Here is a 16,732-nt window from a genome sequence, read left to right as displayed (position 1 = left end):
CCGGCGCGGCTAATGCGCGCAGTCAATGAAAATACACGGACTGATTACCTCCACCGATGAGCTGACCGCGCTTTGCGACCGTTTCGCCAGCGCCGACTTCGTCGCCGTGGACACCGAATTCATGCGCGAGTCGACGTACTGGCCGCTGCTCTGTCTCGTCCAGATTTCGGACGGCAAGGAAGCCGCCGCGATCGACCCGCTGGCCGACGGCATAGACCTGAAGCCGCTGCTCGACCTGCTCACTGATAACGAAGACGTGCTCAAGGTCTTCCATGCCGGCGGGCAGGACGTCGAAATCATCTACAACCTGACCGGCCGCACGCCGCACCCGATCTTCGACACGCAGATCGCGATGATGGCGATCAGCCAGTCGGAGCAGATCGGCTATTCGAACCTGGTCGAGACCTGGCTGGGCCTGACGATCGACAAGGGCGCGCGGTTCACCGACTGGAGCCGCCGGCCCCTGACGGACCGGCAGCTCGAATACGCGGTCGGCGACGTCACCTACCTTGCCAAGATTTTCCCCCGCATCCTCAAGAAGCTGATCAAGACCGGGCGCGGCGTCTGGCTCGACCACGAGATGGAAAAGCTGGCCGATCCCGCCAACTACGCCACCGATGCCGACACGCTGTGGCATCGCATCCGGGCCCCGGGCCGCAATCCGCAGGTGCTGGGCCGGCTCAAGGCTCTGGCCGCCTGGCGCGAGACCGAGGCGCAGGACAAGGACATCCCGCGTGGCCGGATCATGCGCGACGAAACGCTGGCCGATCTCGCCAGCCACCCGCCGAAGAAGCAGGCGGACCTTGCCAAGGTGCGCGGGCTGTCCAACGGGTGGAAGGAAAACGACATCGGCAAGCGGCTGATGAAGACGCTCGATGCCGCCGTGCCACTGCCCGAAGACGAGATGCCCGAACGCAAGCGCGGCGCGCCGCTGGGCAAGGAGGGCGCTCTCGTCGCCGACCTGCTCAAGCTCCTGCTCAAGATCCGCGCGCGCGAGATCGATGTCGCCGCGCGGCTCCTGGCACGGGCCGATGATCTCGAACAGCTTGCCGCCGGCGTGCGCAAGGGGTTGAGCCTGCTGGAAGGCTGGCGCTTCGAAACCTTTGGCCGCGACGCCCTTTCCCTTGTGGAAGGCAAGCTGGGCTTCGGAGTCGAGAACGGCCGGCTCAAGATGACGCGCATCGCCGACGTGCCCGAAGATGGCAGGCCTGCCGAACCTGAAGTCGAAGCCGGCGACGTAAGCGCGATGACGGACGGAGCGGCGGAGAGCGAGAAGGCGTGAGCGCGACCTACCTGCCGACGATCAAGCAACTGCAGTACCTGATCGCGCTGCACGAGCATGGTCACTTCGGCAGGGCCGCCGAATCCTGCTTCGTTTCGCAATCGACGCTCTCTGCGGGCATTCGCGAGCTCGAATCGCTGCTGGGCGTGACGCTGGTCGAACGCACGCGCCGCGTGGTGCGCTTCACGCCGCTGGGCGAGCAAGTGGTCGCCAAGGCGCATCGCCTTCTGCGCGAGGCGGAGGAACTGTCCGATCTTGTCCAGTCCGCCGGACAGCCGCTGTCCGGCGAATTGCGGATGAGCGTCATTCCGACCATCGCGCCGTTTCTCCTGCCCCGCATCCTGCCGCGCCTGCGCCGAGAGAGGCCCAAGCTGAAGCTGTTCCTGCGCGAGGAGCCGAGCGCCGACGCCATCGAATCGCTGCACCATGGCCGCGCGGACTGCGTGCTTCTCGCCCTTCCCTTCCCGACCGGCGATGTCGAGGTCGCGTCGATCTGCACCGACGAACTCTACGTCGCCTTTCCCAAGGACGATCCGCGTGATCCGCCGGCAGAGGTGCCGCCCGCGATGATCGACGAGACGCGCCTGTTGCTGCTCGAAGACGGCCACTGCCTGAAGGAACACGCGCTGGCCGCGTGCAACCGGCCGGAAATGCGGGCCAGCGCGACGATGATCGGCACCTCGCTCCACACCCTGGTGCAGATGGTCGACAACGGCCTTGGTCTGACCATGCTGCCGCGCATGGCGATCGACGCAGGCATCCTGAACGGCACCGACGTCGTCGCCCGCCCGCTGAAATCGAGCAAGGCCAGCCGCGAGATCGCCCTTGTCTGGCGCAAGGGAAGTCCGCGGGGCGAGGAATTCGAGCTGCTGGCGCAGGAACTTCGCGCCGGCTGAAGCTCAGTCCTTGGGCTTCTTGCGTTTCGGACGGCGCAGGCGGCGGAAGAGCCCGCCGCGTCGCTGGCTGACGGGTACGAACATTTTGTCCGGCGTCTCCGGGTCCAGCAATTCGCCGTCGGCCAGCGTCTCCTGCATATCGCTCAGCTCGGGCACCTCGTAGGCGCGCAAGGTGCGGCCCGGCTGCGGATGGTTCTGGATCAGCGCGTGCATCGACCCATAACGCTCCAGCAGCGCGGGCATTTCCCCTTCGTCGATGCCGCAATGCTCGGCAATCAGCGAGAGGCGCAGGGCGCGGATCTGGTCGACCGCGTGCGCATTCCCCTCACGCGATGCATCGAGCAGAAGGTCGCATTCGGAATCGAGGCCCAGCGACCGGTTGTTCATGTTCGCAGAGCCCAGCTTCAACACCTCGTCATCGGCGATCAACAGCTTGGCATGGACGTAGATGGGATTGCCCCCTTCCGTGCGCGGAATGTAGATGCGGAAACGGTCGTGCCTGTCGACCCGGCCGATCGCCTGGACCAGGCGCGCGCGGGCCGTATCCATCGCCTGCTGTTCGAGCCAGCCGTCAGCCTGTTCGGGGTTGACCAGCACGATCTCGGGCGGGTCATCTTCCGCCATGCGGGCGCAGATCGCCTCCGCAATCTTGCGAGAGGCGAAATACTGGCTCTCGGCATAGATAAACCGTTTCGCCCCCTTGATCGTCCGGACGAACAGCTCCTCGATCTCGCGAATCTCGTCGTGCTCGGCCCATGGCGAACGGGTGCGGGCAATGCCCATCTCGACATCGGTGTAGTGCGGCTCCAGATCCTCGGGCCAGACGCTCTCCGGCTGGTGCTCAAGCTTGTCGAGGTTGCTGCCGCCGGCGATGTTCCAGCGCACCCGGCCCAGGTCGTCGAGCGCGCGGGCCACATCGCCTTCGACCAGCATCGTCATGTCGTGCCACGGCATGTAGGTGCCTCCGCCCGGTTCGTGGCGCAGCCGGTTGTCGTCGATGTGCTCGCGCGTATCCCAGCGATCGGCGGTCATGTCGATCCCGCCGCAGACGGCGAAGCGATCGTCGATGATGACGATCTTCTGGTGATGGCTGCAACCGAACGGATGCGCCGAATCGAGCTTGAAATGGATGCGCGGGTGACGGAACCAGCGCACCAGGTCGAAGAACATCGAACCCCGGAACGCCATCTTCAGCGCCGCGAAGTTCCACTTGAGGACATAGACTTCCAGTTCGGGATTGCGTTTGACGAGCCAGACGATGAAACGGCCGAGCCGCCTTGGAGGCCGATGGCGTGGCAGCATCTGCCACCAACGCCGCCCGCGGCCGAGCGCGATACGCGTGTCGAAATCCCAGCCGATCAGGAAGATGCGCTTCCTGGCGTTCAGCATGGCCTGCTGCACGACGCTGAAGTAGTCGGCGGCATCGACGATGACCCGGGCGCGGTCGGCCATCTCGTAACGCCAGATGCCGGGCTCGTGACTTTTCGCAAAGTCTGCGCCCGGCCCGTCGTCGTCTACCATCACGGGATCGCCACCCATTGGGCGAACCGTCTTGTCGCTCATGCTCTCTCCTGTCGGCGCGACCCGTTTTTTCATCAATGCGCCAACGATGCGCCGGTCAGTCCTTCGCGTCTTCCATTTTCTCCGGCGTCACTTCCTGCTGCTTTTCCTCCGCAGCCTTCCGACGCTGGAACACCGACCGCATGTGGGCAAGGTCGGCATCGGTCAGGTGCTTCTCGAAGTCGGGGAAATGCTCGTCTTCCTCCTCGTCGATGTGATGCTCGTAACGGTGGCGCAGGTCCTTGAACTTGGCCATCCAGGCGCTGCTGCTCATGTCCGTCGCCGCCAGGTCGTTGAGCATCTGCTCGATCTCGTGATGCTCCGAAACCGAATGACGGGTCTCGTCGGTCGTTTCGGGCTTGCGCATCATCGTCGAATAGAGCGCCTGCTCTTCCGCCGCGGCGTGCGACTTCACTTCGATCGTGAAGGTTTCGAGCAGCTGCTCACGCTCCTCGCTCGCGCCTTCGGTTTCGGCCATGTCGGCCAGCAGCTTGCGATGCTTGTCGTGGTCCTGCTTGAGGGTTTCGAAAATGCCGTCGCTATCGGCCATGAAAGATACTCCTGCAAAAACTCGTGAAAGGGGGTTTGCAGGTTCAACCGGTAAGGACCCTGGCGGTTCCGGGCCGTCGGCCCGTCGCCTTCGACTTGAAACCATCCCGCGCCGAAAGTCGCGATCGCGGCGTAATCACTGGAGGCCAAAACACATCAGGCCGCCCCCGCGAACGGGGACGGCCTGATGTGTTGGCGCGCCCGAAAGGATTCGAACCTCTGACCCCCAGATTCGTAGTCTGGTGCTCTATCCAGCTGAGCTACGGGCGCGCTCTGGAGGCGCCCATCTAGTGGGAGGCCTTCGGCTTGGCAAGCCCTTTGACCCGATATTTCGATCGGCCCGTCAACGACCCGCCCGACCGCTCAGATCGGCCAGCAGGAGCTGGTCGAGAGGAGCGAGGTCCATGCCTGCGCAGCTCGTGAGGTCGAGCCAGGCAACCGCCTCACCCTCGAGGGCGCGGGGTTCTCCGCGCCACTGCGTGCAGGTGTAAAGAAGGATGACAAGTGCGCCGTCGCCGCCGCGCGGAAGCGGACCGGTCGTGAAACACGCCGGAGCGAATGCACGCGAATCGACCGAAATGCCCAGTTCCTCCGCCAGTTCGCGAGCCAGCGCGGCTTCGGGTGATTCGTTTTCCTCGACCTTTCCGCCTGGAAATTCCCACAGACCCCCGTGATGTTTGTCATGCGGGCGCTGGTGCAAGAGGACGCGGCCGGCGCCATCAAACAGAGCCGCGGCAACGACTAGCATGGTTGGAACGCCATTAACCAAGACCCCCCTGTCGGATTGTTTTCCAGTGCCGGAGAGGCCTTCAATCAAAAATTAAGACCTGTCGACGATTCTGACAACGGACCACGATTGAAGGCCCGTACCGCAATGCTCGACTTTCTCACCAACTTCCGCAGCGACGAAAACGGCGCCACGGCCATCGAATATGGCCTGATCTGCGCCCTTCTCGTCATTGCCATGTCGGTGGGCCTGAACGGCGTTGCCAGCACGACCATCAACATGTGGACCCGCGTTTCCGACAGTGTGAGTGCTGCAATCAAGTAATCTGAATTCTGATTAACTTCTTTTTCAGTTTTTACACCTAGGAATGAAATGGCTGGATCGAAACACTGGGGGCATCGAAGAAATTCTTCGCCAGGACGTCGAAATGGCCGGGTGAACTAAAGTTACCTATTTGAACCAGGAGACCTACAATGCAGTTTTTCAAGAACCTTCTCGCTGACGAATCCGGCGCGACCGCCATCGAATACGGCCTGATCGCTGCGCTGATCGCCGTTGCCTGCATCACCACGCTGACCGCCGTCGGTGGCGAGCTGAACAACACTTTCACCAAGGTGAACACCTCGCTCCAGGCCGCCAACAAGGCCGGCTAATTCAAGATAATCCGTTCTTGAGCAGCGGGCGGCAGGAAACTGCCGCCCGTTTTGCGTTGGGCGCAAGGTCGCCGCGTCGACAAGTGCCAAAGAGAAAGGGCTGGAAGGTCGCATGATCCTCCAGCCCTTCCCTTGTCGAAAGCCCGGTCAATAGGTGACGATCTTGACCTTCTGGCCTGCCTGCAGGGTGCTGTTGCTCTCCAGCGAGTTGAGCACCAGGAACCGCTCGAGCTGATAGCTCGGATAGGCCATCCTGGCCGCCAGCGACTGCACGGTGTCGCCCGACTTGACGGTATAGGCGACGACCTTGCGCGCCTTTACCGCCGACGCTTCGGCAGAGGAAATGCGCCGCATGCTCTGATACATCGGGTTGAACACGCCGGCATTGCCTGCCTGCGTGATGGTGACGAAATGGAACGCCTGCGACTTCGAGAATTCGTAGGCGAACACGGTCACGTCGACCTGTCCGTTGCCGGTATCGACCCGCGCGGTGGCGTAGCTGGCGGGAAGGCCGTTCACCGTCGTCGTCTGGATGGCCGACGGGGTGATCTGCTGCTTGCCGTCGGTCAGCGCGTTGAAGGCGTTCTGGATGTAAGTCCGCATGTCGCCGTTATAGGCGGCACCCGTCAGCTGTCCCCTGCCGGACTGGCCGCTGATCGAAACGGCGCGCGTCCCGTTGACCATGAAGAACCCGCTCGGTGCCTTGAACTGGAAACCAAGCACGGGGTGCGTGAAGGTGTTGCCGTCGACCACGCCCTGCTTGGGATCGTCACCGTACATCATTCCGCTGATCTTGGTCAGGAAGGTGTCGCGGTTGGTGACGTTGCCGGGCTTGCCCTGCGCCTGCTGCAGCGCGCGGGTGACGCGGCTGGCCGGATCGGGGTGCGTCGAGGCCCATTCGGGCACCTGGTTCGACGTGCTGCCGAGGATCTTGGCATCGAGCGCGTTCTGCGCAGCGAGGCTCTGCAGGACCGTCGCCATCGCCCGCGGATCGTAGCCCGAATTCGACAGGTAGGCGATGCCGAGATCGTCCGCCTGCGTCTCCTGGCTGCGCGAATACTTGAGCGTCAGCAATTGCGAGCCCTGCATCGCGATCTGCTGGCCCAGCTGGCCGATCTGGCTGTTGCCGAACAGAACACCCGAAAGCACCGCGCCAACGGCGCCGAGAATCGAGTTCTGCTGGGCGGCCTTCTGCCGCTGCTGCGCGTGGCGGGCGGCGACGTGGCCGACTTCGTGGCCGAGCACGCCGGCAAGTTCCGCCTCGTTATCCATCAGCGCGACGAGCTCGCGGGTGGTGTAGATGTAGCCGCCGGGAATCGCGAAGGCGTTGTTAACCGGCGAATTGAGCAGGGTGACGGTGTAAGCGCTGCGCGCGTCGCCAAGTCCGGACTGGATGGCGATGTTCTTGCCCACCTGCGTCACGTAGTCGGCCTGTGGACCGGTCACCGCACCGCCGAACTCCGCGACGAGCTGCGGATGCGCCTCTGCACCGAGCTTGGCATCCTCGGCCGAAATCGGCGAGGCCTGACCTGGGGTGACGGGAGCGGTGGTGGCTCCAGCGCACGCGGCGAGCGACAATACGAGAATGGCGGCGGAACCCAGCACGGCGGAGCGGCGAAGGCCCGCGTTCTTGGTTTCGGCAGCCTTGGCCGGCGCAGCAGCGGGAAGGGTGGGCATATTCGGGCTCCTCACGAAAACGGCGTGGGGTCGCCCGCACGTCCCTGCGACGGCGTACGCGCAACCCCAACTTGTCCGTGAAACCGGAATTGCCGGTGCTTTGTTCCCGGGCGGCGGGAAGTTCAGGCGAGCGAGCCGATCGCGATAAACCGGTTCGCCCGCTGTTCGCGCAGGGTTTCCGCCGGCTTTCCGGCCAGCCCGGCAAGTTCGCCAGCGATGGCCCGGGCCAACGATCTCGCCGCCGTGACGGGATTGCGATGCGCGCCGCCGAGCGGTTCTTCGACGACGCGATCGACCACGCCCAGACGCGCCAGGTCCTGCGCCGTGACTTTCATCGCCTCGGCCGCCTCCGGCGCCTTTTCGGCGGTGCGCCAGAGGATGGAGGCACAGCCTTCGGGGCTGATCACCGAATAGACCGCGTGTTCCATCATCAGCACACGCTCCGCACTGGCTAGCGCCACCGCGCCGCCCGAACCGCCCTCGCCGACGATGCAGGCGACCATCGGCACCGGCAGGTTGAGGCAGGCTTCCGTCGCGCGGGCGATCGCCTCGGCCTGGCCGCGCTCCTCCGCCTCCACGCCGGGGAACGCGCCCGAGGTATCGACCAGGGTGACGACCGGAAGGCCGAACCGTCCCGCAAGCTCCATCAGGCGGATCGCCTTGCGGTATCCCTCCGGCTTGCCCATCCCGAAGTTGTGGCGAAGTCGCGACTGGGTGTCGTTGCCCTTCTCGTGCCCGATCAGCATGACCTTGATGCCGCCATCGTCGGTATCGAGCGTCGCGAACCCGCCAAGGATCGCCTGGTCGTCCCCGAACGCGCGATCGCCGCCCAGCGGCATGAAATCGCTGAAGGCATGGGCGACGTAATCGCTGAAATGCGGACGCTGCGGATGGCGGGCGACTTGCGTCTTCTGCCAGGGCGAGAGCGACTTGTAGATCGTCGCCAGTTGGCCCTGCGCCTTCTTTTCCAGCCGGTCGACCTCGGCATCGATGTCGACCTCGACGTCTTCCTGGTCGGCGGCGGCGCGCAGTTCCGCGATGCGCCTTTCGAGTTCGGCGAGCGGCTTTTCGAAATCGAGATAGCTGTTCATCGCAGGTGCGCTAGTCTGCCTTGCCGTCCGTAGCAAGAGGGCGCGCCGCTGTCTGCCCATCCCGGTCCGGCCCGCGCATGCGCCCCGGGCCCAGCGGGTGGCGGGCGTTGACCAGCTCGACCAGCCGCGCCGAATCGACGTGGGTGTAGATCTGCGTCGTCGCGATGTCGGCATGGCCGAGCAGGGTCTGCAGCACGCGAAGGTCGGCCCCGCCCTCCAGCAGGTGCGTGGCAAAGGCATGGCGCAGGACATGCGGGCTGACCGCTTCGGGCGGCAGTCCGGCCCTGCCTGCCAGCCCGCGCAGAAGCTGGAACAGCCGCACCCGGCTGATGTGCCGATCGCGCGAGGGGAAGACGTAGCGCGTCCCCTTGGGCCTAAGCTCGAGCCACCGGGACAGCGCGTGGCGCGCCCGCGTGCTCACCGGGACCATCCGTTGCTGCCCGCCCTTGCCGGTAATGTGCAGCAGCGGCGCATCGCGCGGCACCGTGTCGAGCGTCAGCGACACCAATTCGGTCGCGCGCAGGCCCGATCCGTAGAGCATTTCCAGAAGCGCCAGCATGCGCACCGCCTGCGGTTCGTCGGAGGCCGCCTCTTCCTCCGCGGTCACCAGCATCCGGTCGACCTGTTCGCGGCTGAGCAGGCGGGGTAGCGGCCGGCGCACGCGCGGGCGCGGCAAGCCGCCCGAGGGGTCGTCACGGCGATAACCGCTGTCGATCAGGAAGCCGTAATACTGGCGCAACGTCGAACACCGCCGCGCCAGGCTGGAGGGTGCAAGGACGCACCACGCCTCGCCCAGCCCGGCGAGGTCGCGCTCGTTCGCGTCGGCAAGATCGGCCAGCGCCTCGGCCGCAGCCTCGAGATCGCGGCGATAGGCAGCCAGCGTATTGGCCGCCGCGCCGCGCTCAGCCGAAAGCATGGCGAGGAAGTCATCGATGTCGGGCGCGCGCATAGGATCGTCCCCGCGCCGCCGTCAGGTCCGGGCGATCGCCTCTGCCGCGATCATCCGCGCCTCGGCATCGAGGCCGGCGATCTTCAGCGCGCGCACGATGTGGTAGAGGTGGACCGGCGTCATCTGCGACCAGCTCGACCCCTGCATGCCCAGCGCGGCCAGGTAGCTGACCAGCACCGGGTTCTTGCGCTGCGCGGCGCGGTCGATGGCGACCGTCCAGCGGGTTTTGCGGTTGATGTCGTAGCCGAGATCTCCCGAAAGCTCCGTCGCGGTGGCAGAGGAGAGCCGGTCCAGCCCGGCGAGGCCGGCGATGAAGAGGCGCGAGCGGCGCTGCCCCTCGCTATCGTCTGCGTCCATGAACGAGCGCGCCGCCGCCTCGCTCACCCGCTCGCTGATCGTCGGTGCGCCGAGCATGAGGAGGCCCCAGCCCTGGCTGCCGGTCTCGACCGTAGAGGCCCAGCGCACGGCGTTGGCATCGAGGCCCGCCGCCAGCATCGCGCCGATCAGCATGCCAGCGTCGTCTTCGAATGCGGGATCGGAAGGCAGGCGCGCGGCGGCGTAGGCGGTCATGACCTGGCGGGCGTAAAACCGCTTCGACAGGTCCTTTTCGCCCCAGATGTCGCGCATTGCGGCCAGCCGCGATTCGGGTATGCCGACATAGGCATCGCGCAGCCGCGCCGCGCGCGAGGCTTCGTCGCCGGTCATTTCCGGATCAGCGTAGATCTGGGAATAGAGATCGACCATCGCGGTCGCCGACAAAATGCCTTCGGAACCCGCCACGTCAGCCCCGCGCGCGCGCTGGACCAGCGGCACCGAAGGCGAAATCGCGGCCAGCCGCAGGAACGGTGCCCCGCCCGAGGCCAGCAGCCCCTCCGGCACTTCCGCCCCGGTCGCGGTGGCGAGACCATAGCGCCAGGGGGTCAGTTCCTTGACGTCGTCCCATTCCAGCGTGACCGCGCGGCGCGAGGCACCGACGGCGCCGGCGTATTTCTGGGCCAGCAGCGAATCGATCTGGGTGTCTTCGGACCGCCGGCGCTGGCGCTCGATCCGCTCCAGCCCGCTCGTCTCTCCGGCGAAGCTGCCGCAGATGCCGCGCAGCAGTTCCCAGTCGCGATCCTCGCGCACCCGCGCATGCAGGCGGACCATCGGGCAGGCGCCCGAAAAGTCGCCGAGCCCGACATAGGCATCATAGGCGCTGGCGATCAGCGCCGGCGAGTAGTCCTGCGTATCGACTTCCTGCACCACCGCGCGGGCGAGGACGTGCTCTCCCATCCGGTTGAGCAGGCCCGCACGCAGCGCGGCGAATTCCACGCCGTCCATGCTGGCGGGCGGCTTCAGCCGGCTGGCCAATGCGCGGCGCACCAGGATGTGGCCCCAGCGGGACACGAGCGGCCCCTTCGTCCCTTCGAGAACGCGGCGCACGAACAGGGCATCGTAATTGGCCAGCGCGTTGCCGCGCATGCCGCCTTCGTCGATCGACAGGATGCCGACCCGTTCCGTGGAGCGGCGGGCCGCGTCCGGGATGTCGAACGTCGGCTTGAGGCCGAGCAGCTCGTCGATCTCGTCGCTGTCCATCTTCTCGAGCTCGGCCACGCTGGGCAGCCTGTCGAGCAGGCGACGGGCCGCGTCCGCCGCGGCGGGGCTGGGCGCGGACACGGCGGGCGCGGGGGTGCCGGGCGCGCTCGTCCGCACGTCCCCGCCCGAAGAGGCGGCAGGTGCCGTGGACTGGGGCCGCGACGGCGCGGGAGCCGGTGCCGGCGCGGGATCGTCGAACCCTTCGGGCAACAGCGATTCCGGCCCGTCCTGCGCCGACAGCGCAACGACGGGCGCTGCGGCCAGCAGCAGGGCCAGGGCGATGCGGCGGCGCGTGCGCGCGGTTCCGGTCATCGTCACGTTCATTTCCCGTTCTCCGGTGCGCCGATTCCGGGCGCCGGCAATTCGATTTCCACCCAGCGCGGCTCCTGCCGTCCGCCGTCGATGAAGGCGTAGACCAGCAATACGACGATGGCGAGAGCGAGAATGGCCCATCGTCCCTTCGAACCGCGCATGAAGTTTCCCTGTAAGCGCAACTGCATGATTGCAGGTGCAAGACGGCGACCAAGTCCGCCCCGCCGCGACATCGGCAAGCGATGCGACAGGGCGACCTTGCGCCGTGGCCTAGCGCAACTATAGGCGGGGCTGCAATGCACCAGACCGACCCTTCGACCGGCAGGGATGCCGCCTCGGCCCATACGCCGGCGATGCCGGGCGCAGAAGCGTTGGCCGACCTGGCGCGGCGGCTGGACCGGCCGGTGGTGCTGGTCGGGCTGATGGGCGTCGGCAAATCGACCATCGGCAAGCGGCTGTCGCAGGCGCTGGGCTTCGGCTTCATCGATGCCGACGACGCGGTCGTCGAGGCGGCGCAGATGTCGATCGCCGAAATCTTCGAACGCTTCGGCGAAGCCTATTTCCGCGATGGCGAACGGCGCGTGATCGCCCGCCTGATCGAGGAGAACGGCAACCATCCGGCCGTCATCGCGACAGGCGGCGGCGCCTTCGTCGATCCCGAAACACGCGCCCTCATCCTCGATCGCGCCGTCGCCGTCTGGCTCGACAGCGATCTCGACACGCTGGTCGAGCGGGTCGGGCGCAAGAACACCCGCCCGCTGCTGACGGGCAAGGATCCGCGCGTGGTCCTCGCCGACCTGATGGACAAGCGCCGCCCGGCCTATGCGCAGGCGCCGATCCGCGTCGTCAGCGATAGCGGGCCGCAGGCAGCGACCGTCGCGCGCATCCTCGCCGCGCTGGAGGAATTCGCCGCATGAGCACGACCCGCACCATCGACGTCGCACTGGCCGGGCGCCCATATGAGGTGCGCGTCGGCCCCGGCCTGCTGGCGCGGCTGGGCGAGGAATGCGGCGCGATGCTGCGCAAGCGCACGGTGCCGATGGTAACCGACGCCAACGTCGCCGCGCTCTACCGCGAAGCGGTCGACGCCGCGCTGGCCGAGGTGGGCAAGGAAGCGCGCTGGCTGGTGCTGCCCGCCGGAGAGAAGACCAAGGACTGGGCGCACCTGGCGCAAGTGATCGATTTCCTGCTGGCCGAGGGCGTGGAGCGGAACGATCGCATCGTCGCGCTGGGCGGCGGGGTTATCGGCGACCTGACCGGATTTGCCGCATCGGTGCTGAAGCGCGGCTGCGGCTTCGTGCAGGTGCCGACGACGCTTCTGGCGCAAGTCGATTCCAGCGTCGGCGGAAAGACCGCCATCAACGTGCCGATGGGCAAGAACCTCGTCGGCGCATTCCACCAGCCGTCGCTGGTGCTGGCCGACACCGACGTTCTAGGCACGCTGCCGCCGCGCGAATTGCGCGCCGGTTATGCCGAAGTGGTGAAGTACGGCCTCATCGACGATGACGCGTTCTTCGACTGGTGCGAGGCCCATGGCCCCGCCCTGTTGGCCGGTGACGAGACGGCGAGGATCGAAGCGGTGAGCCGGTCGGTCGCGGCGAAGGCGCGGGTCGTCATGGCCGACGAGTTCGAGACCAACGGCACCCGCGCGCTCCTCAACCTCGGCCACACCTTCGGCCACGCGCTCGAGGCGGAGACCGGCTATTCCGACGCCCTCCTCCATGGCGAGGCGGTGGCCATCGGGATGGTGCTGGCGGCCCGCTACTCGGTGCGGCGCGGGTTGATGGAACAGGCAGAGGCCGACCGTATCGCGGCGCATTTCAAGGCCTGCGACATGAAGGCCGAAGTGCGCGAGCTGGGCCTTGTCTGCGACGGGCGGCGGCTGGCCGATCACATGCTGCACGACAAGAAGATGGACGCGGGCACCCTGCCCTTCCTGCTGATGCGGGGGATCGGCCGGACGTTTCTGGCCAGGGACGTCGAAATCGCCGACGTGGCCGCCTTCATGAACGACCAGATCGGCTGAGAGTATCTTGGGGCACCGGAAACGCCCCGGGCACGATCGAGGCAGGTTTGCCAGACCACGCGCCGCCGCTTATGGTCGGGCATGGCCTTTCCCATCTGGTTCGCCGTCATCTGGGCGCTCGTCCTCCTTGTCGGGGGCGGCCTGCTCACCACCATCGGCGATTGGTACGAAAACCTTGCCAAGCCCAGCTGGCAGCCGCCGAACTGGCTGTTCGGCCCGGCGTGGACGGTCATCCTCGGCCTCGCCGCCTGGGCCTTCGTGCTGAGCTGGGACGCGGCGGCGGCGCAGGGCGCGAACTCGCTGCTGATCGGCCTCTACCTGGTAAACGGCGTCTGCCACTTCCTGTGGTCGCCGCTGTTCTTCAACGCGCGGCGGCCGGACTGGGCGCTGATCGAAGTGCCCTTCCTGTGGCTTTCGGTCCTTTCGCTCTGCGTCTTCCTGAGCGACTGGTCGTATCTCGCCAGCTGGCTGATCGTGCCCTATCTGGCGTGGGTCAGTTTCGCGAGCATCCTGAACTGGCACATCGTCCGGCTGAACGCACCCTTCGGCCGCGCCGCTGCCTGACGTGGAAGGCGGTTCAGACCGTCAGGTCGACCGCCTCGAAATCCTCCAGCATCGCAGCGTGCAGCAGCGAGCGGTGGCATTTGCGCCCATCCCCGCAAAAGCACAACAGCGCCACCCGCTTCTCGCCCGCCAGATCGCGCAGCTCGGCTGCCGCCGCCAGCGCCTCTGGCAATTCGAGCTGACCGGCATAGACCCGCTCCAGCCCCGCATGGTCGCCCTTGCGCGCGGCTTCGCGCCCTTCCCTCGGCGTGCCGAGCGCCCGGAAGTGACGATAGGCCATGCCCGCTTCCTGCGCGGCTCCGGCCAGCGCGGTCTTCGAAAAGCCGGGGCGGCGCGACAACGGCAGGGCGCGCACGTCGGCCAATACTTCCACGCCTGCCGCGACGAGCGCGTCGATCACCGCCGGGACGGTGGCCTGCTCGTAGCCTATGGTCCAGATCCGCTTCAAAACAGCCTCGCCCCGTCGGGAACCGGCTTGTCGGGCCGGAACAGCGTCACTTCACCCGCGCCGTCGGCAAATCCCAGCGTCAGCACTTCCGACATCACCGGACCGATCTGTCGGGGCGGAAAGTTGACCACCGCCGCGACCTGCCTGCCGACGAGGTCGTCGCAGGCGTAATTCGCGACGATCTGCGCGCTCGACTTCCTGATGCCGATGGCCGGCCCGAAGTCGATCATCAGGATGTAGGCGGGCTTGCGCGCCTTGGCGAAAGGCTCGGCGGCGACCACGGTGCCGACCCGGATGTCGACTTTCAAGAAGGTGTCGAAATCGATCGGATCGGCCGCCGGGGCCGCAGGGTCGTGGAGCAGGTGCATCTACTCCAGTTCGAGGATAATCGCGTCCACCGCAAGGCTGTCGCCAGCCTTGGCATTGACCTTGGCGACCTTGCCCGCCTTTTCGGCACGCAGGATGTTTTCCATCTTCATCGCCTCGATCACTGCGAGCGGCTGACCCGGCTGGACCTCGTCCCCTTCGGCAACATTGAGCGAGACGAGCAGGCCCGGCATCGGGCAGACGAGATATTTGCTCATGTCCGGCGGGATCTTCTCGATCATGAACCGGTCGAGCTTCGCCATGCGGGTCGGCAGGACGCGCAGCTTGTGCTTCGCGCCGCGGGTGGTGAATTCGAAACCGGCGGGGACCGGCTTCACCTGCACGATCAGTTCCTCGCCGCCCTCGCCCTCTTCGTCGGTGTCGAACAGGGCCGAGATGGTGCGTTGACCCGGCGTATATTCCATCGCCAGGTCGACCGGCTCGCCGTCGACACGGATCGTGTCGCCCGAAAGTTCGGCATCGTGGAACTCGCCGTCGATCTTGACGCTCCACTTGCCCGGCGGATCGAGCCTGTGGCCGAGCTGGCCGTCGACGCGGCGCGCGCGGTCGGCATAGGCGGCGGCGATGAAGGCGCCCATCGCGGCCAGCCGCACCCGCAGCTGGCGACCGGCGGGCGCGCCCTCGAACCCGTCGGGATACTCCTCGGCGATGAAGCCGGTGGTGAGCTCTCCCGACCGGAAGCGCGGGTGCTGCATGATGGCCGAAACGAAGTCGATGTTGTGGCCCAGCCCCTCGATCTCGAAGGCGTCGAGCGCCTTGATCTGCAGGTCCGCCGCCGCGTCGCGGGTCGGTGCCCAGGTAACCAGCTTGGCGATCATCGGATCGTAGAACATCGACACCTCGCCGCCTTCCATCACGCCGTCATCGACTCGGATGCCGCCAACCACGCCGTTCACCTCCTCCTCGACCCCGCGGATGCCGCCCTTCCAGCCGGGCACCGGCGGGTCGTAGCGGATCAGCCGGCCCGTCGACGGCAGGAATCCGCGATAGGGATCCTCGGCATAGACGCGGTTCTCGATGGCCCAGCCGTCGATCCTGACGTCGTCCTGCGTCATCTTCAGTTCCTGCCCGGCGGCGACGCGGATCATCTGTTCGACAAGGTCGATGCCGGTGATGCACTCGGTCACCGGGTGCTCGACCTGCAGGCGGGTGTTCATCTCGAGGAAGTAGAACGACTGCCCGGTCTTGTCCGCACCGCTGACGATCAGCTCCACCGTGCCGGCGCTGTAATAGCCCACCGCGCGGGCCAGCGCGACGCACTGCTCGCCCATGGCCTTGCGCATTTCAGGGGTGACGAAGGGCGACGGGGCTTCCTCCACCACCTTCTGGTGGCGGCGCTGGATCGAGCATTCGCGCTCGTTCAGGTAAAGGATGTTGCCGTGCTTGTCGCCGAGGATCTGGATCTCGATGTGGCGCGGATTCTCGATGAATTTCTCGATGAAGACGCGGTCGTCGCCGAACGAGTTCAGACCCTCGCGCTTGGTCGCCTCGAACCCTTCGCGCACGTCGGTCTCGTTGTAGGCGAGGCGCATGCCCTTGCCGCCGCCGCCCGCGCTCGCCTTCATCATCACCGGGTAGCCGATCTCGTTCGAGATGCGGACGGCATGCTCAGTATCCTCGATCTCGCCGACGAAGCCCGGCACGACGTTGACGCCCGCTTCCTTCGCCAGTTTCTTGGATTCGATCTTGTCACCCATCGCGGCGATGGCCTTGACCGGGGGGCCGATGAACTCGATGCCTTCCGCCGCCAGCGCTTCGGCGAACGAAGTGCGTTCGGACAGGAAGCCGTAGCCCGGATGGACCGCCTCGGCGCCGGTCTGCTTGCAGGCGGCGATGATCTTGTCGGCGATCAGGTACGATTCCGACGCCGGCGCGGGGCCGATGTGAACCGCCTCGTCCGCCATCTGCACGAAGGGCGCGCGGGCGTCGGCATCGGAATAGACCGCCACCGTGGCGATGCCCATGGCGCGCGCCGTCTTGATGACGCGGCAGGCGATCTCGCCGCGGTTGGCAATCAGGATCTTCTTGAACATGTC

At 66.3% G+C, this 16,732-nt stretch carries 18 protein-coding genes and 1 tRNA gene; 7 read left to right on the top strand and 12 right to left on the bottom strand.

The annotated features are described in order from the left end of the window. The first annotated feature begins 25 nt into the window (after window positions 1–25). Window positions 26–1,282 (top strand): ribonuclease D, encoded by a 1,257-nt coding sequence (gene rnd / locus J2X37_RS10395; RefSeq protein WP_310020823.1) that lies wholly within the window; start codon window positions 26–28, stop codon window positions 1,280–1,282. After that, a complete protein-coding gene (locus tag J2X37_RS10390) occupies window positions 1,279–2,178 on the top strand; it encodes a hydrogen peroxide-inducible genes activator (protein ID WP_310020821.1) in 900 nt (299 codons plus the stop codon). The genes rnd and J2X37_RS10390 overlap by 4 nt, the downstream gene beginning before the upstream one ends. Window positions 2,179–2,181: 3 nt before the next feature. On the opposite strand, the gene J2X37_RS10385 is transcribed toward J2X37_RS10390, so the two are convergent. The 4 genes from J2X37_RS10385 to J2X37_RS10370 form a co-directional block, all read right to left on the bottom strand. Further along, complete coding sequence (locus tag J2X37_RS10385) at window positions 2,182–3,741, bottom strand: phospholipase D-like domain-containing protein (RefSeq protein WP_310020819.1); 1,560 nt, start codon at window positions 3,739–3,741, stop codon at window positions 2,182–2,184. 55 nt (window positions 3,742–3,796) lie between these two features. Continuing rightward, window positions 3,797–4,288 (bottom strand): hemerythrin domain-containing protein, encoded by a 492-nt coding sequence (locus J2X37_RS10380; RefSeq protein WP_310020817.1) that lies wholly within the window; start codon window positions 4,286–4,288, stop codon window positions 3,797–3,799. Window positions 4,289–4,480: 192 nt separating this feature from the next. Next, a tRNA-Arg gene (locus tag J2X37_RS10375) sits at window positions 4,481–4,557 on the bottom strand. Window positions 4,558–4,630: 73 nt separating this feature from the next. Continuing rightward, the gene (locus tag J2X37_RS10370) at window positions 4,631–5,035 is read right to left on the bottom strand and encodes a (deoxy)nucleoside triphosphate pyrophosphohydrolase (protein ID WP_310020815.1); all 405 of its coding nucleotides are present in this window, start codon (window positions 5,033–5,035) and stop codon (window positions 4,631–4,633) included. A 126-nt stretch (window positions 5,036–5,161) separates the two neighbouring features. On the opposite strand from J2X37_RS10370, the gene J2X37_RS10365 reads away from it, so the two are divergent. Together J2X37_RS10365 and J2X37_RS10360 are read left to right on the top strand one after the other, a co-directional pair. After that, the gene (locus J2X37_RS10365) at window positions 5,162–5,338 is read left to right on the top strand and encodes a Flp family type IVb pilin (protein WP_310020813.1); all 177 of its coding nucleotides are present in this window, start codon (window positions 5,162–5,164) and stop codon (window positions 5,336–5,338) included. A gap of 149 nt (window positions 5,339–5,487) precedes the next feature. After that, a complete protein-coding gene (locus J2X37_RS10360) occupies window positions 5,488–5,667 on the top strand; it encodes a Flp family type IVb pilin (RefSeq protein ID WP_310020812.1) in 180 nt (59 codons plus the stop codon). Window positions 5,668–5,814: 147 nt separating this feature from the next. On the opposite strand, the gene J2X37_RS10355 is transcribed toward J2X37_RS10360, so the two are convergent. From J2X37_RS10355 to J2X37_RS10335, 5 genes are all read right to left on the bottom strand, one after another. After that, complete coding sequence (locus tag J2X37_RS10355; RefSeq protein WP_310020810.1) at window positions 5,815–7,344, bottom strand: M48 family metalloprotease; 1,530 nt, start codon at window positions 7,342–7,344, stop codon at window positions 5,815–5,817. A gap of 122 nt (window positions 7,345–7,466) precedes the next feature. Then, complete coding sequence (locus J2X37_RS10350) at window positions 7,467–8,435, bottom strand: acetyl-CoA carboxylase carboxyltransferase subunit alpha (protein ID WP_310020808.1); 969 nt, start codon at window positions 8,433–8,435, stop codon at window positions 7,467–7,469. 10 nt (window positions 8,436–8,445) lie between these two features. Continuing rightward, window positions 8,446–9,384 (bottom strand): tyrosine recombinase, encoded by a 939-nt coding sequence (locus J2X37_RS10345; RefSeq protein ID WP_310020806.1) that lies wholly within the window; start codon window positions 9,382–9,384, stop codon window positions 8,446–8,448. 21 nt (window positions 9,385–9,405) lie between these two features. Then, window positions 9,406–11,271 carry a hypothetical protein gene (locus tag J2X37_RS10340; RefSeq protein ID WP_310020805.1) on the bottom strand — a complete coding sequence of 622 codons (1,866 nt, stop codon included), beginning with the start codon at window positions 11,269–11,271 and terminating at the stop codon, window positions 9,406–9,408. Between the two features lie 8 nt (window positions 11,272–11,279). Beyond that, window positions 11,280–11,459, bottom strand: coding sequence for a hypothetical protein (locus J2X37_RS10335; protein ID WP_310020803.1), 180 nt, complete (start codon window positions 11,457–11,459; stop codon window positions 11,280–11,282). Between the two features lie 108 nt (window positions 11,460–11,567). On the opposite strand from J2X37_RS10335, the gene J2X37_RS10330 reads away from it, so the two are divergent. The 3 genes from J2X37_RS10330 (at window position 11,568) to J2X37_RS10320 (ending at window position 13,861) form a co-directional block, all read left to right on the top strand. Further along, complete coding sequence (locus J2X37_RS10330) at window positions 11,568–12,188, top strand: shikimate kinase (RefSeq protein WP_310020801.1); 621 nt, start codon at window positions 11,568–11,570, stop codon at window positions 12,186–12,188. Continuing rightward, window positions 12,185–13,297: a 3-dehydroquinate synthase gene (gene aroB, locus J2X37_RS10325; protein WP_310020799.1), complete on the top strand. Its 1,113-nt coding sequence runs from the start codon at window positions 12,185–12,187 to the stop codon at window positions 13,295–13,297. The genes J2X37_RS10330 and aroB overlap by 4 nt, the downstream gene beginning before the upstream one ends. 81 nt (window positions 13,298–13,378) lie before the next feature. After that, window positions 13,379–13,861 (top strand): TspO/MBR family protein, encoded by a 483-nt coding sequence (locus tag J2X37_RS10320; protein ID WP_310020797.1) that lies wholly within the window; start codon window positions 13,379–13,381, stop codon window positions 13,859–13,861. 13 nt (window positions 13,862–13,874) lie between these two features. Here J2X37_RS10320 and J2X37_RS10315 read toward each other — a convergent pair whose 3' ends face one another. Genes J2X37_RS10315 through J2X37_RS10305 form a run of 3 tightly spaced genes read right to left on the bottom strand, consistent with a single transcriptional unit; the run spans window position 13,875 to window position 16,729 of the window. Continuing rightward, window positions 13,875–14,309 (bottom strand): DUF488 domain-containing protein, encoded by a 435-nt coding sequence (locus J2X37_RS10315; RefSeq protein WP_310020795.1) that lies wholly within the window; start codon window positions 14,307–14,309, stop codon window positions 13,875–13,877. Next, window positions 14,306–14,677, bottom strand: coding sequence for a tRNA-binding protein (locus tag J2X37_RS10310; protein WP_310020793.1), 372 nt, complete (start codon window positions 14,675–14,677; stop codon window positions 14,306–14,308). Before J2X37_RS10310 ends, J2X37_RS10315 begins: the two co-directional genes overlap by 4 nt. Beyond that, entirely contained in the window at window positions 14,678–16,729 is a 2,052-nt protein-coding gene (locus J2X37_RS10305) for an acetyl/propionyl/methylcrotonyl-CoA carboxylase subunit alpha (RefSeq protein ID WP_310020791.1), read from the bottom strand. It abuts the gene before it with no gap. Window positions 16,730–16,732: the final 3 nt, after the last annotated feature.

Origin of the sequence: Croceicoccus sp. BE223, assembly GCF_031457155.1 — a bacterium.
Lineage (GTDB): Bacteria > Pseudomonadota > Alphaproteobacteria > Sphingomonadales > Sphingomonadaceae > Croceicoccus.
Note: the sequence above shows the minus strand (reverse complement) of the source record. Positions and strands in the feature narration are given on the sequence as shown.

Bases quoted from the DNA above. Each gene is read 5' to 3' on its own strand.
- J2X37_RS10340 (WP_310020805.1), bottom strand. From the start codon at position 11,271: ATGACCGGAACCGCGCGCACGCGCCGCCGCATCGCCCTGGCCCTGCTG.
- J2X37_RS10350 (WP_310020808.1), bottom strand. From the start codon at position 8,435: ATGAACAGCTATCTCGATTTCGAAAAGCCGCTCGCCGAACTCGAAAGG.
- J2X37_RS10365 (WP_310020813.1), top strand. From the start codon at position 5,162: ATGCTCGACTTTCTCACCAACTTCCGCAGCGACGAAAACGGCGCCACG.
- J2X37_RS10330 (WP_310020801.1), top strand. From the start codon at position 11,568: ATGCACCAGACCGACCCTTCGACCGGCAGGGATGCCGCCTCGGCCCAT.
- J2X37_RS10380 (WP_310020817.1), bottom strand. From the start codon at position 4,288: ATGGCCGATAGCGACGGCATTTTCGAAACCCTCAAGCAGGACCACGAC.
- rnd (WP_310020823.1), top strand. From the start codon at position 26: ATGAAAATACACGGACTGATTACCTCCACCGATGAGCTGACCGCGCTT.
- J2X37_RS10385 (WP_310020819.1), bottom strand. From the start codon at position 3,741: ATGAGCGACAAGACGGTTCGCCCAATGGGTGGCGATCCCGTGATGGTA.
- J2X37_RS10305 (WP_310020791.1), bottom strand. From the start codon at position 16,729: ATGTTCAAGAAGATCCTGATTGCCAACCGCGGCGAGATCGCCTGCCGC.
- J2X37_RS10320 (WP_310020797.1), top strand. From the start codon at position 13,379: ATGGCCTTTCCCATCTGGTTCGCCGTCATCTGGGCGCTCGTCCTCCTT.
- J2X37_RS10335 (WP_310020803.1), bottom strand. From the start codon at position 11,459: ATGCAGTTGCGCTTACAGGGAAACTTCATGCGCGGTTCGAAGGGACGA.
- J2X37_RS10355 (WP_310020810.1), bottom strand. From the start codon at position 7,344: ATGCCCACCCTTCCCGCTGCTGCGCCGGCCAAGGCTGCCGAAACCAAG.
- J2X37_RS10370 (WP_310020815.1), bottom strand. From the start codon at position 5,035: ATGCTAGTCGTTGCCGCGGCTCTGTTTGATGGCGCCGGCCGCGTCCTC.
- aroB (WP_310020799.1), top strand. From the start codon at position 12,185: ATGAGCACGACCCGCACCATCGACGTCGCACTGGCCGGGCGCCCATAT.
- J2X37_RS10360 (WP_310020812.1), top strand. From the start codon at position 5,488: ATGCAGTTTTTCAAGAACCTTCTCGCTGACGAATCCGGCGCGACCGCC.
- J2X37_RS10310 (WP_310020793.1), bottom strand. From the start codon at position 14,677: ATGCACCTGCTCCACGACCCTGCGGCCCCGGCGGCCGATCCGATCGAT.
- J2X37_RS10345 (WP_310020806.1), bottom strand. From the start codon at position 9,384: ATGCGCGCGCCCGACATCGATGACTTCCTCGCCATGCTTTCGGCTGAG.